An 11,820-nucleotide genomic window follows, 5' to 3' on the forward strand; every position below is an offset into this window, starting at 1 on the left:
GGCCAGGCTACCCGACAAAAAGCTGTTATTGCGGGAACCACCGATCGCTGATTTTCTTGTACGTGCCGTCAGCTTTAATTGCTTTCAGCGCGCCATTCAGTTTTTCCAGCAGGGCTTTGTTATCCGGACGCACCGCAATGCCCAGGCCCGTACCGAAGTACTGTGGATCGGTCACTTTTTCGGTCGCGGTGCCCAGCTGTGGGTTGGTTTTCAGCCACTCGTTCACCACCGCAGTGTCACCGAAGACACCATCAATACGGCCATTTTTCAGGTCGATAATGGCGTTCTGGTAGCTGTCATAGGCCACGGTTTTCACTTCAGGATGTTTGTCCTGCAGGTATTTCTGGTGCGTGGTGCCGTTTTCCATCCCAATGCGTTTGCCTTTCAGCTGGTCAAAGGATGTGTAAGCCCCTTTCTTCGCAATGACCACCGCCGAGTTGGCGTAGTACGGGTCGGTGAAGGTAACCTGCTTGCTACGCTCTGGGGTGATGTCCATCCCGGAGATCACCGCGTCGTATTTTTTGAATTTCAGCGACGGGATCAGGCTGTCAAACGCATGGTTAGTGAACGTGCAGTCGGCCTGCATCTGTTTGCACAGGGCTTTGGCGAGGTCGATATCAAAACCGACAATCTGGTTGCTGGCATCCAGCGACTCAAACGGCGGATAGGTGGCCGAAACGCCGAAGTTGATTTTATCTGCAGCTGATGCGCCAGCGGCGAAAGTGGCCAGTAAAGCGGCCAGAACTAACTTTTTCATTGTAATGCTCCCGTCTGTCAGTCTGTCTTATGCGCCGTGTCTGCGGCATGGAAATACAATGCCATTTAATGAATTTATATTCAATAAAAATGATTAAATATTATTTAACCCATAAAAAAAGACGGGCAGTCGTTAGACTTGCCCGTCTTCGTCAATAAAATTTATGCAAATCGGTGATTAATTACGGCGCTCAAACGCCAGCGCTTTACGCTCGATAAGGCGCATCATCAGCGTCAGCAAACCGTTCACCACCAGATAGACCACGCCCGCGGCACCGAACACCATTACGTCATAGGTGCGTCCATAGAGCAGCTGCCCGTGGCCCATGACTTCCATCAGCGTGATGGTGTAGGCCAGAGACGTACTCTTGAAAACCAGGACCACTTCGTTGGAGTAGGAGGAGAGCGCACGTTTAAACGCGTACGGCAGCAAGATAGCCAGCGTGTCTTTCTTGCTCATGCCCAGCGCACCACAGGACTGCCATTGCCCTTCCGGGATGGCACGGATAGCCCCGTAGAACAGCTGCGTGGTATAGGCCGCGCTGTTCAGCGAAAGGGCAATCAGGGCGCACAGCCATGGCTCAGAAAGCAGGTGCCAGATAACCGGATACTCCTGCAGCGACGGGAACTGACCCGGGCCGTAGTAAATCAGGAAGATCTGCACCAGCAGCGGTGTACCGGTGAACAAAGTAATGTAGGCTCGCACAATCCATACCAGCACCGGCGTTTTTAGCGTCAGGACGATGGTAAAGATCAACGCCAGGATCAGCGCCACGATGATCGATGCGACGGTCAGCGTCAGGCTGGTGTGCAGCCCTTTCATCAGCTCCGGAAAATATTCAAGCATCAGCCTGGTCTCCGTTCAAAGCGCGTCGCACGCAGATCAATGCGCTTGAGGATGTACTGACTCACCAGCGTGATCACCAGGTAGATAGCCGCCGCCACGATGTACCAGGTAAACGGCTCCTGGGTACGGGTCGCGATACTTTTGGTTTGCAGCATTAAATCGTTCACGCTGATCAGGCTTACCAGCGCGGTATCTTTCAGCAGCACCAGCCACTGGTTACCCAGCCCGGGCAGCGCATGACGCCACATCTGCGGCATCACCAGACGAAAGAAGATCGCCGATTTCGACAAGCCTAACGCCTGGCCAGACTCCCACTGTCCCTGCGGAACCGCTTTCAGCGCACCGCGCAGGGTTTGCGAAGCATACGCGGAATAGAGCAGAGAGAGGGCAATCACGCCGCACAGGAACGGGCTGACGTCAAAGTTCTCAATCTGCATCTGCACCGGGATCTGCACCACACCCAGATTGAGGGTGAAGCCGTCCGACAGCGTTAACAGCAGCTGCGAGGAGCCAAAATAGATAAACAGGACCACCAGAATTTCAGGCAGCCCGCGCAGCACGGTGACCAGCGCTGAGCCGGCCCATGCGACAGGGAACCATTTTGCTGATTCCCATACCGCAAAGATCATCGCCAGCACAAGGCCGATAATCAATGCGCAAACGGCAAGGCCGACGGTCATCCCGGCGGCGCTTGCTAAAGGAAAAATTTCATTCATCAGGAATTACTTCTGGAACCATTTTTTGTAGATGGTTTCGTAGGTGCCGTCTTTCTTCACTTTTTCCAGCGCAGCGTTGAATTTCTGCTGCAGCTCAGTGTTGCCCTGACGAACGGCAATACCCAGACCCGTGCCGAAGTAATCCTTGTCGGTCACTTTATCGCCCACTGGCGCCAGTTTATCGTTGGCTTTCAGCCACTCGGTCACCACGGCGGTGTCGCCGAACACGCCATCAATACGGCCGTTCTGCAGATCCAGCTTCGCATTCTGGTAGCTGTCATACGGAACGGTGGTGATTTCCGGGTGTTTATCCATGATGAATTTCTGGTGCGTGGTGCCGTTCTGCACGCCCACTTTCTTGCCTTTCAGCTGATCAACCGACGTGAATTTGCCTTTCTGACCAATAAACAGGGCAGAGTTGTCGTAGTAAGGGGTAGTGAACAGAACCTGTTTTTCACGCTCAGGGGTGATATCCATTCCGGCCATAACGGCGTCGATACGGCGGAACTTCAGGCTTGGGATCAGGCTGTCGAACGCCTGGTTGCTGAAGGTACAGGTTGCGTCGATCTCTTTACACAGGGCGTTTGCCAGATCCACGTCAAAGCCGACAATTTTATTGTTCGCATCAATGGATTCAAACGGAGGATAAGACGCTTCAGTCGCGAAACGAATCGTCTGGGCTGCGGTAGCGGAAAGGGTGACGCTGGCGAGCAGCGCGGCAAGTAATACTTTTTTCATTATCATTTCCCCTGACACAATCAATGAGATAAATAGTTTTTGAACGCATCGGTTTGCGGGTTTGAGAAGCAGCTCGCATCACCTTGCTCAACGATATACCCGTTTTCCATGTAGACCACGCGGCTGGCCGTTTTGCGCGCCACTTCCACTTCATGGGTTACGATGACCTGAGTAATATGGGTTTCCGCCAGCTCGCGAATGATGCTCACGATCTGGGCGGTAATTTCGGGATCCAGCGCCGCGGTCGGTTCATCAAACAGCAGTACCGCAGGCTCCATCATCAGCGCACGGGCAATCGCCACACGTTGCTGCTGACCACCGGACAGGTGCAGCGGATAGCGGTCGCTGTAAGGCTTGAGGCGCAGACGCTCCAGCAGCTTATCCGCACGCGCGATCGCCTGATCTTTACTTAAGCCCAGCACGCGGCACGGGGCTTCGATCAGGTTTTGCAGTACGGTCAGATGCGGCCAGAGATTGTATTGCTGGAAGACCATGCCAACGTTTTGACGCAGTTCACGAATCGCTTTATCAGACGGTGTTTTCGCGAAATCAAAATGGTTACCGGCGATAGCCAGCGTACCCGAACGGGGCATTTCAAGCAGATTAAGGACACGCAGAAGGGAGCTTTTACCTGCACCGCTTGGGCCAAGCAAAACCAGCGTTTCGCCTTCCGGGCAGTCCAGCGTGATGTCAAACAGCGCCTGGTGTGCGCCGTAGAAGCAGTTAATGCCGTTTAGTTTAATACTCATCGGGGCAGTCTTTACTCATCCAGGCAATCTATAGCAATTGAGGCCGCAGATAGTACCGTTGACAGAATAGTTATGCAATATTTCTGCGTTAAAAGTTAAATATAACCCGCAATACCCTCTAAACATAGCACAAAATAGCGAGCGGCAATGTCGGCGAGTATAAATGTCGGCATTCCGCATGAAATGCCGCACATTTTACGGGGTTAACGCTTTTTAAACGGGAGGCTTAGCGGTTTTCAATCGACTGGCGGAGCGTGCCTGCCGGGGCGTGAACGCTGCCACCGACGTACCTTACGTCGTCCACCGCCCAGCACTGACCTTCACGGACCATCAGCACTTCATCCTGCCAGGTTTGGGTTCCCTGGGTCAGTTTGACGCGCAGGGGAATGTTTCGCGCATCGGTGTTTGGGATCGTTGAAGCACTGGTGACCTCGGCGCTGTCAGGCAGCGTGGCGCGGCTGGAGAACGGATCGGATTTAAGCAGTGCATTATGCTGCGGATCGCGGGTGGCGTCGCTCAGCAGTTTCGCCAGGCCGTCACTCAGATACGGACGCAGAGCGGTAATATCATTGCTGCGGTGCTGTATGCGGTAATCGTAGAACTGTTGCGCCACGGTATCCGGGCCGCCCACAATGCATGGGCCGCTGCGGGTACCAATATCCTTAAAGGCTGGCGTGACCGTGGTGGTGCAGGCGCTGAGCACCAGCGCGCAGGGCACGAAAAGTGTTAAAGCTGAATAGCGCATGTTGATTTCCTTATTTATTAACTATCCTTTCAATCATAGCGTAACGAACCGATAATGCTGTACCTAAGGCATTGAACGCTAAAGAAGGAGAGAAAGTATGCAGTTTTCAACAACGCCTACCCTGGAAGGGCAACCCATTACCGAGTATTGCGGCGTGGTCACCGGCGAAGCCATACTGGGCGCGAACATTTTCCGGGACTTCTTTGCCGGCATTCGCGATATCGTGGGGGGACGTTCTGGCGCGTATGAGAAAGAGCTGCGCAAAGCCCGCGAAATTGCGTTTAAAGAGCTTGGCGAGCAGGCCAAGGCGCTGGGGGCAGATGCCGTGGTAGGCATCGATATTGACTACGAAACGGTCGGTAAAGATGCCAGCATGCTGATGGTGAGCGTAAGCGGTACGGCGGTGAAAACCCGTCGATGAAGCGCTCGCTTGCCACACTCCTGCTGGCGCTGTTGCTGGCAGGGTGCGCCACGGAAAAAGGCATTATTGATAAAGGTGCCTATGAGCTGGATACCCGCCATCAGGCCCAGGCGGCTTACCCGCGTATAAAGGTGCTGGTGATCCACTACACCGCCGATGACTTTGACAGCTCGCTGGCGACGTTAACCGACAAGAATGTCAGCTCTCACTACCTGATCCCCGCCAAACCGCCTGCCCCTGAGGGCAAACCGCGTATCTGGCAGCTGGTACCGGAGAGTGAATTGGCATGGCATGCCGGCATCAGCTTCTGGCGCGGCACCAACCGTATTAATGACACCTCCGTGGGGATTGAGCTGGAAAACCGGGGCTGGCAAAAAACGGCGGGAGTAAAACACTTCACCCCGTTCGAGCCGGCGCAAATTGCTGCTCTGATCCCGCTCGCCAAAGACATTATCGCCCGCTACGACATTAAGCCGCAGAACGTCGTCGCGCACTCTGATATTGCCCCCCAGCGTAAAGACGATCCCGGCCCGCTGTTCCCCTGGCGCGAACTGGCGCAGCAGGGAATTGGTGCCTGGCCCGATCCGGACCGCGTCAACTTTTATCTCAATGGGCAGCCACGCTATCAGGAAGTGGACAGCGCACTGCTGCTCGATCTGTTAGCGCGGTATGGCTATGAAGTGCCGGAGGCTGCCACAGCCCAGCAGCAGAAAAGAGTGATTACCGCGTTTCAAATGCACTTCCGTCCACAGCTGTGGAATGGTGTGGCTGACCGGGAAACGCTGGCCATCGCTGAAGCGCTTCTGGAAAAGTACGGACAGGGGTGATCCTGCGGGATACCCCCTCGTAAGTATTTTTCGCGTAATTTAAGTAAGATTAATCTTAAGTACAAACTCAATTCATTTTTAGTTAATTGACTTAAAATTATCCGGATTTAAGATGGACACATAGCTTGCTAAGTAAAGCAGCAAATTAACGTAAACAATTTCTACTTTTATTTTCTCCTTGAGTGTTTCATCAGGAAAATATTCCTGGGTTGAGGCCTTACGTCTTAATCCTGAGTTTTATATTTCACATCTTAAATTGGGTATAATAATGTTAAGCATCTACGGTAAAAAATTACGTCCGCAAAACGAAGTCAACGCAATTATTTCTGCAACGTCAGGATTTGAAGAGAAGACGTTAAAAAAGTGGCAGAAAATATCTACCAGTGATTCACAGTATATTCATATTATCGTCAGTGGCGACGTTGAGTTCCGCCGCGAATCTGATGAACTGTGCATGTTCACCGTTCAGGGGCCGTGTATATTTGGGCTTTGTTCTATGTTTTACAGCGCCACGCACATGTATGGCCTCATTCGGTCAAATACCGTCGTGCGCTCGATAAAAAAAGAGGCCTTCGCCCAGCTAATGACTGAAAACAATCTGTGGCCGGAACTGACGAAAGTGCTCTCCTGGTATATTTGTATGCTGAGCAAGCGTGACGATGTGCTGGTTGCCCGCAGCGCCTATTCGGTAGTGCGCGAATTTTTATACGAGATTAATGAACTGATTGTTCAGCATCAGCGTGATATCAATATATATGACTATATTCAGGAATACACCAACCTGGCACGCAGTACCATTATTAAAATTCTCTCCGACCTGAAAAAAGGTCAGTATATTGTGGTGGAAAAGGGACGACTCCTTAACCTGACATCCTTGCCTGAAAAATATTAATTACTCCAGCCGGTCCCCTTTATGACGTAAAGGGGACCGGGAAATATCCTGCGTTTCGTCAACCGGCGGCGCGGGAATTTTGCCTTGCGAATAATCCTGCTCTTGTTCTTTTAACGCCTGCTTAAACAATTCTGTTAATGAGGAACTGTCACTGCCAGCCCGTGCAGAAGCGTCGGTGTGCGCCCCGGTTCCGGGTAACGTATCCCGCGCGGTATCGTGCTGAGACGCTCCTTCAGGCGCCTGCTGCCAGTCGGTATCATCGCCGTTAATCGGCAGATCCTGCAGGGCAGGCATATCCTCATGCACCGGCGCAGGTTTAGGGTGCGGATGCGGGAAGGGTTTGCTCACATACACATAATGCATATCTGAAAGCTGTGTTTCCGGTCTGGCGCTGCTCGCGTTGATGGGGGCGGGGGCAGGGTGGCGCAGATCCCAATACACATGCGCGTACAACCCGGCCATCAGCATGGCGCACAGACCCAGGAGTCCTAAAACGGTGTGGGCAAAAACGTGTCTCAGTACGGGAAGGCGATATGAAAACCAGACCGCTTCCCCGGTGGTGTAACTGCGCTGAGCCGCAAGGCTGATAGTAGACATCAGGAATGCTTCTCCTGCATTTTCGCATCCGGTATTGCATGCGAAGCCTGGATCAATACGCTCGGCGTGGTGTTGGTTTCCCGCATTAACTGCATCAATGTCTCTTCGCCGGGAATACCGTCCACATGCAGATGCATTTTTTGCTGGAACGCGCGGGTGCGTTTCATCATCTCCGCAGTCCAGCGCTGAGCGTGAGTTTCAGGTTGAGAAAGGGCCTGGCTCAGCTGCTGATCAAGCCAGGTCATCTCTTTGCCGTCACTGGTTGCGCTGATGGCGTCTTTACCTTCCGGCGTCAGGCGGTGCAGTTGCGTATAGTTTCCGGTTGCATGCCGGTTAAACCAGTTGCGACTGACCTGCCAGGTCCGGTTATTCATCAGCAGGTCCATCGAGGTTTCTCCGACGCGGGCGACCACCGCATAGTTAAGATGATTGCCGGTTTTGAGCTCGCTCACCCACGGATAACCTTCGCCTGCCAGCGCATCCGGAGAGGCATTTCCCTGCTTACACATCAGGTTTACCTTCACCGCGTTTTGACACAGCGCATCGTCCGCCGAGGCGTCATACCCCCACATCAGATAAAGCTGATGCATCGCGTCCGGCTGATTGACTATTTCCTTGTCGATAACCGGCACGACGGGGGCCTGAACGGGGGCGGCCGGGTGTTTCCAGCTTATCGGAACCGGCAGAGAAACCGGGAGGCGAGCAGTCATTGAGGCGGTGAAATACCAGCCGCAAGCCGCGAACAGCACAGAGGCAAACAGTGAAACCGTTGCCAGACGCTTACCCTGTTTTTTCGCGGGCAGCACCTCTGCGGCCGCCAGGCGTAAATGTCGCGGACTGACCTGGCTTGCGCGTTCGGTCCAGGCCGCGAGCATCGACAGGTGCGCCAGCGCATTCAGTTCACTGATTTTCCCTTTTGTCATTGCGTGCATCTTACGCACGCGCGCCGGGGATAACGGCGAGCTTTCGCCCCCGTGCTCTTCGCACTGCGCCTGCACGTAGCTGAGATATTCACGGCAGGTCAGGGGGCGCAAGGTGTGGTGGGTATGCACATATTCACGCAGATCAGATTGCTGTAGCAGCGCCGCCTGATTTTCCGCGCCCGTCAGCACCACCGATAAATGAAACCCCAGCTCCTGCGCACGGGTGAGCAGCATCCCCAGCACCGTCCGGCAGGTCTCTTTCATGGCTTCAGTATGGGAAATGACCAGCACGGTGGCCTGCGTTTTCCCGGCTTGCCACTGCTGCAGCACGGTATCGACCGCCTGAATACGGCTGGCGATTGCTTTCGTGTCCGGGCTGAGCTTGTACAGCAGGCTACTGGCGCTCAGTTTTGGAAACGCGTTGATGGCAAGAACGCGGTTGTCGCTGTTTTTCAGCGCATCGCTGAACTGGCCCAACAGCGAAGTATCGTCGCTAAAGAGCCCGCATATTCCCGCCTGTTGGGTTTTCTCTTTCAGCAGGTTAAATACGTCCTGATGATAAGGCACCAGAAAATCCCCGGATAAGCGGGTGACCTTCCTGAAGGGCGGGGTTTTAAAAGTAAAGTGGCTCTGATACATAACGACTTACCGTCTCTGATTAGGAATAGCAACAGGTCGTAAAATTACGGTAAGGAGACGGGACGATCAATTTTTCAACTGGGTAAAAATATCCGGCAGAAATGTCCTAACACCTCGATTTTAGACGGTCAATAATTTTCTTTATTAAAGTTGGTGGCGAAGTCGATGGTCGTATTCACCGCGTCTCATTACTCTCTTCACACGTTTTGTCGCAGCGTGATGCTGCTTATTTTCGCTTTGTTAAAGGCCAGATGAAAAATGAGGTTCTCATTTCTGTCACGGTGGATAACCCCTTGTATGATGTTGGCGCTGTTAATTTTTAGCGGCCAGCAAGGGTATTTCACGTTTAAAGATTATAAAAAGGTTACGAATAGGTTGGCTAACGCCGATGCGCAGCCGCTGAAAAACCGCCGCGAAGAGAAAACATTCACGCTTTTCACGGCTGCAGCACGTCAGGACACTGGGCCGGCTGCGCTAAAAGCCCCGCTGGCGGCGGAAATAGAAGGCATTGTGCGCAGTGATGACCCCTGGCTTTCCTTCGCTGTTATTAAAACGCCCGCGGGCCAGAAGAGCTACCGCGAAGGGGAGCCGCTGACCGGTTTTAACGATGCCTTTATTCAGGAAATTAACAAAGACAGTGTCGTCGTGAATTATGAAGGCATCACGCAGACGCTGGCCTTAAAGAAACCGGATTATTTCAAGGGCGGCGTTGATAGCGGCCCGGTAACCAAATCGACAAAAGATGCAGGCGCAGACATGCTGCATCTGAATGATTATCTGGTATTAAAACCGGTTGTCGAAAAAGGCCAACTGGAAGGCTATGCCATTAATCCCCGGAATGCCTCTTCCTTTTATAGCCATTCAGGACTGAAAAAAGGGGATGTGGCAGTCGAAGTGAATGCTGTCGATATGACCGATGAAGTCAAGGCAAAAAATATTATTGCTGAATGGTCAAAAATGAAAGAAGCGGAGGTTGTCGTCAGACGTCACGCTCACCTTGAAAATATTCGGGTCAATGTTCTTAACAATTAATAAGTGTACAGACATGAAGAAATTTCCATGGGCGTGCGTGGCGCTGACCGCATTGTCGTTATATTCGGGTTCGCTGCTCGCAGCCAACTTTAGCGCGAGTTTTAAAAATACCGATATCCGCGAGTTTATCGATACGGTAGGCCGCAACCTTAACAAAACCATTCTCGTCGACCCGTCGGTTCAGGGCTCTGTATCCGTCAGAACCTACAACGTGCTGACGGAGGATGAGTATTACCAGTTCTTCCTGAGCGTGCTGGATCTCTACGGTCTCTCGGTGATCCCGATGGATAACGGCATGGTTAAAGTGGTGCGCTCAAGCGTGGCCCGCACCGCCGGTGCGCCGCTGGCAGACAGCACAAACCCGGGCAAAGGCGATGAAATTATTACCCGTGTCGTGCGCATGGAAAACGTGCCGGTGCGTGAACTCGCGCCGCTGTTGCGTCAACTGAACGATGCCACCGGCATCGGCAACGTGGTGCACTTCGAGCCTTCCAACGTGCTGCTGTTAACCGGTAAAGCGTCCGTGGTGAACCGGCTGGTGGATCTGGTCCAGCGAGTGGATAAAGACGGTGTTCAGCGTCGCGAAATCGTCCCTCTGCGCTTTGCTTCCGCCAAAGCGCTCTCCGACATGTTGAATAATCTCAACAACGAAGAGCAGAAAGGGCAGAACGCGCCGCAGTTGGCCACCAAAGTGGTGGCAGATGACGAAACCAACAGCCTGGTGATCAGCGGTTCGGAGGATGCGCGCACGCGTACCCGCAGCCTGATCCATGAGTTAGATCGCGAGCAGAACAACGAGGGGAATACCCGCGTCTTCTATCTCAAGTACGCCAGCGCCACCAAAGTGGTTCCGGTGCTCACCGGTATTGGCGAACAGCTGAAAGACAAAGCCGGCACCGCAAAGGCGAAAACCGCCACCGCGGCAACCGATCTGAATATTACCGCCGACGAGTCAACCAACTCGCTGGTGATCACCGCGCAGCCTAACGTGATGAACTCCCTTGAGAAGGTGATCGACAAGCTCGACATCCGCCGTCCGCAGGTGCTGGTGGAAGCCATCATTGCTGAAGTGCAGGACGGCAACGGTCTGGATCTCGGCGTGCAGTGGACCGGCAAGCACGGTGGCGTCCAGTTCGGCTCCACCGGCCTGCCCATTAGTCAGATAAAAAATGGCACCATCAAGGGCGCCAGCTTTACTGGCCTGGCGACCGGCTTCTTTAACGGTGATTTCGGTGCGCTGATGACCGCGCTCTCAACTGACGGTAAAAACGACATCCTTTCCACGCCAAGCGTGGTCACGCTGGATAACAAAGAGGCGTCATTCAATGTCGGTCAGGACGTGCCGGTGCTTTCCGGTTCGCAGACCACCAGTGGCGATAATGTCTTTAACTCCGTAGAGCGCAAGACGGTGGGGACCAAACTGAAAATTGTGCCGCAAATCAACGACGGCGACATGATCCACCTGAAGATTGAGCAGGAAGTCTCAAGCGTCGACAACAGCGCAACGGAAGACGCCAGCCTTGGCCCAACCTTTAATACCCGAACCATCAATAACGAAGTGATGGTGCACAGCGGGCAAACGGTGGTGCTCGGTGGCCTGATGGAGAATGTCACTAAGCAGTCGGTGTCCAAAGTGCCGCTGCTGGGGGATATTCCGCTGGTCGGGCAGCTTTTCCGCTACACCTCGCAGGACGCGTCCAAACGCAACCTGATGGTCTTTATTCATACCACCGTGCTGCGTGACGACGACAACTACAGCGCGGCGTCGAAAGAGAAATATGACCAGATCCGCGCCCGCCAGCAGCAGCGCGTTGAGGAGAAAAAGCTCGGGATCATTGAACCGGCGGATAACGCCGTGTTACCCGCGTTCCCTGCTGCGAGTGCTGCAACGGTGAAAACCAGCGCGTCCCGCAATCCGTTTAAAGAGTAAGGCGGAGG

13 protein-coding genes are annotated in these 11,820 nt (G+C 53.5%); 5 read left to right on the forward strand and 8 right to left on the reverse strand.

Going from position 1 to position 11,820, the window contains the following annotated elements; translation table 11 throughout:
- Positions 1 to 25: 25 nt before the first annotated feature.
- The 6 genes from artJ to AM379_RS15545 all read right to left on the reverse strand — a co-directional run bounded on the left by artJ (position 26) and on the right by AM379_RS15545 (position 4,551).
- Complete coding sequence (gene artJ, locus AM379_RS15520; RefSeq protein ID WP_040017023.1) at positions 26 to 757, reverse strand: arginine ABC transporter substrate-binding protein ArtJ; 732 nt, start codon at positions 755 to 757, stop codon at positions 26 to 28.
- Between the two features lie 177 nt (positions 758 to 934).
- Positions 935 to 1,603 (reverse strand): arginine ABC transporter permease ArtM, encoded by a 669-nt coding sequence (gene artM / locus AM379_RS15525; RefSeq protein ID WP_014169321.1) that lies wholly within the window; start codon positions 1,601 to 1,603, stop codon positions 935 to 937.
- On the reverse strand, positions 1,603 to 2,319 hold the full coding sequence (gene artQ, locus AM379_RS15530; RefSeq protein WP_014169322.1) for an arginine ABC transporter permease ArtQ: 717 nt from the start codon (positions 2,317 to 2,319) through the stop codon (positions 1,603 to 1,605). The genes artM and artQ overlap by 1 nt, the downstream gene beginning before the upstream one ends.
- Positions 2,320 to 2,325: 6 nt before the next feature.
- On the reverse strand, positions 2,326 to 3,057 hold the full coding sequence (gene artI, locus AM379_RS15535; protein WP_020884864.1) for an arginine ABC transporter substrate-binding protein ArtI: 732 nt from the start codon (positions 3,055 to 3,057) through the stop codon (positions 2,326 to 2,328).
- A gap of 20 nt (positions 3,058 to 3,077) precedes the next feature.
- Positions 3,078 to 3,806, reverse strand: coding sequence for an arginine ABC transporter ATP-binding protein ArtP (gene artP, locus AM379_RS15540; protein ID WP_014169324.1), 729 nt, complete (start codon positions 3,804 to 3,806; stop codon positions 3,078 to 3,080).
- A 226-nt stretch (positions 3,807 to 4,032) separates the two neighbouring features.
- Positions 4,033 to 4,551, reverse strand: a complete 519-nt coding sequence (locus AM379_RS15545) for a lipoprotein (RefSeq protein WP_032677766.1) — start codon at positions 4,549 to 4,551, stop codon at positions 4,033 to 4,035.
- A gap of 97 nt (positions 4,552 to 4,648) precedes the next feature.
- On the opposite strand from AM379_RS15545, the gene AM379_RS15550 reads away from it, so the two are divergent.
- The 3 genes from AM379_RS15550 to AM379_RS15560 all read left to right on the forward strand — a co-directional run bounded on the left by AM379_RS15550 (position 4,649) and on the right by AM379_RS15560 (position 6,691).
- The gene (locus AM379_RS15550) at positions 4,649 to 4,972 is read left to right on the forward strand and encodes a heavy metal-binding domain-containing protein (protein WP_006174327.1); all 324 of its coding nucleotides are present in this window, start codon (positions 4,649 to 4,651) and stop codon (positions 4,970 to 4,972) included.
- Entirely contained in the window at positions 4,969 to 5,799 is an 831-nt protein-coding gene (locus tag AM379_RS15555) for an N-acetylmuramoyl-L-alanine amidase (protein ID WP_032677767.1), read from the forward strand. Before AM379_RS15550 ends, AM379_RS15555 begins: the two co-directional genes overlap by 4 nt.
- A gap of 268 nt (positions 5,800 to 6,067) precedes the next feature.
- Positions 6,068 to 6,691, forward strand: a complete 624-nt coding sequence (locus tag AM379_RS15560) for a helix-turn-helix domain-containing protein (protein WP_032677768.1) — start codon at positions 6,068 to 6,070, stop codon at positions 6,689 to 6,691.
- Here the strand turns inward: AM379_RS15560 and AM379_RS15565 are convergent, their stop codons facing one another.
- Positions 6,692 to 7,288 (reverse strand): hypothetical protein, encoded by a 597-nt coding sequence (locus AM379_RS15565; protein ID WP_032677769.1) that lies wholly within the window; start codon positions 7,286 to 7,288, stop codon positions 6,692 to 6,694.
- The gene (locus AM379_RS15570; protein ID WP_032677770.1) at positions 7,288 to 8,850 is read right to left on the reverse strand and encodes an ExeA family protein; all 1,563 of its coding nucleotides are present in this window, start codon (positions 8,848 to 8,850) and stop codon (positions 7,288 to 7,290) included. Before AM379_RS15570 ends, AM379_RS15565 begins: the two co-directional genes overlap by 1 nt.
- 300 nt (positions 8,851 to 9,150) lie before the next feature.
- Here AM379_RS15570 and gspC point away from each other — a divergent pair, with 300 nt between their 5' ends.
- Both gspC and gspD read left to right on the forward strand, forming a co-directional pair.
- The gene (gene gspC, locus AM379_RS15575; RefSeq protein ID WP_106504363.1) at positions 9,151 to 9,882 is read left to right on the forward strand and encodes a type II secretion system protein GspC; all 732 of its coding nucleotides are present in this window, start codon (positions 9,151 to 9,153) and stop codon (positions 9,880 to 9,882) included.
- Positions 9,883 to 9,895: 13 nt separating this feature from the next.
- Positions 9,896 to 11,812, forward strand: coding sequence for a type II secretion system secretin GspD (gspD, locus tag AM379_RS15580; RefSeq protein WP_032677771.1), 1,917 nt, complete (start codon positions 9,896 to 9,898; stop codon positions 11,810 to 11,812).
- The last annotated feature ends 8 nt before the right edge of the window (positions 11,813 to 11,820 follow it).

The organism is Enterobacter cloacae complex sp. FDA-CDC-AR_0132 (assembly GCF_003010695.1).
Classification (GTDB): Bacteria; Pseudomonadota; Gammaproteobacteria; order Enterobacterales; family Enterobacteriaceae; genus Enterobacter; species Enterobacter ludwigii.

Excerpts from the sequence above, each read along its gene's own strand:
- artI (WP_020884864.1), bottom strand. The coding sequence starts at position 3,057 with ATGAAAAAAGTATTACTTGCCGCGCTGCTCGCCAGCGTCACCCTTTCC.
- gspC (WP_106504363.1), top strand. The coding sequence starts at position 9,151 with ATGTTGGCGCTGTTAATTTTTAGCGGCCAGCAAGGGTATTTCACGTTT.
- AM379_RS15570 (WP_032677770.1), bottom strand. The coding sequence starts at position 8,850 with ATGTATCAGAGCCACTTTACTTTTAAAACCCCGCCCTTCAGGAAGGTC.
- AM379_RS15555 (WP_032677767.1), top strand. The coding sequence starts at position 4,969 with ATGAAGCGCTCGCTTGCCACACTCCTGCTGGCGCTGTTGCTGGCAGGG.
- artJ (WP_040017023.1), bottom strand. The coding sequence starts at position 757 with ATGAAAAAGTTAGTTCTGGCCGCTTTACTGGCCACTTTCGCCGCTGGC.
- AM379_RS15565 (WP_032677769.1), bottom strand. The coding sequence starts at position 7,288 with ATGTCTACTATCAGCCTTGCGGCTCAGCGCAGTTACACCACCGGGGAA.
- artP (WP_014169324.1), bottom strand. The coding sequence starts at position 3,806 with ATGAGTATTAAACTAAACGGCATTAACTGCTTCTACGGCGCACACCAG.
- AM379_RS15545 (WP_032677766.1), bottom strand. The coding sequence starts at position 4,551 with ATGCGCTATTCAGCTTTAACACTTTTCGTGCCCTGCGCGCTGGTGCTC.
- artQ (WP_014169322.1), bottom strand. The coding sequence starts at position 2,319 with ATGAATGAAATTTTTCCTTTAGCAAGCGCCGCCGGGATGACCGTCGGC.
- gspD (WP_032677771.1), top strand. The coding sequence starts at position 9,896 with ATGAAGAAATTTCCATGGGCGTGCGTGGCGCTGACCGCATTGTCGTTA.
- AM379_RS15550 (WP_006174327.1), top strand. The coding sequence starts at position 4,649 with ATGCAGTTTTCAACAACGCCTACCCTGGAAGGGCAACCCATTACCGAG.
- AM379_RS15560 (WP_032677768.1), top strand. The coding sequence starts at position 6,068 with ATGTTAAGCATCTACGGTAAAAAATTACGTCCGCAAAACGAAGTCAAC.
- artM (WP_014169321.1), bottom strand. The coding sequence starts at position 1,603 with ATGCTTGAATATTTTCCGGAGCTGATGAAAGGGCTGCACACCAGCCTG.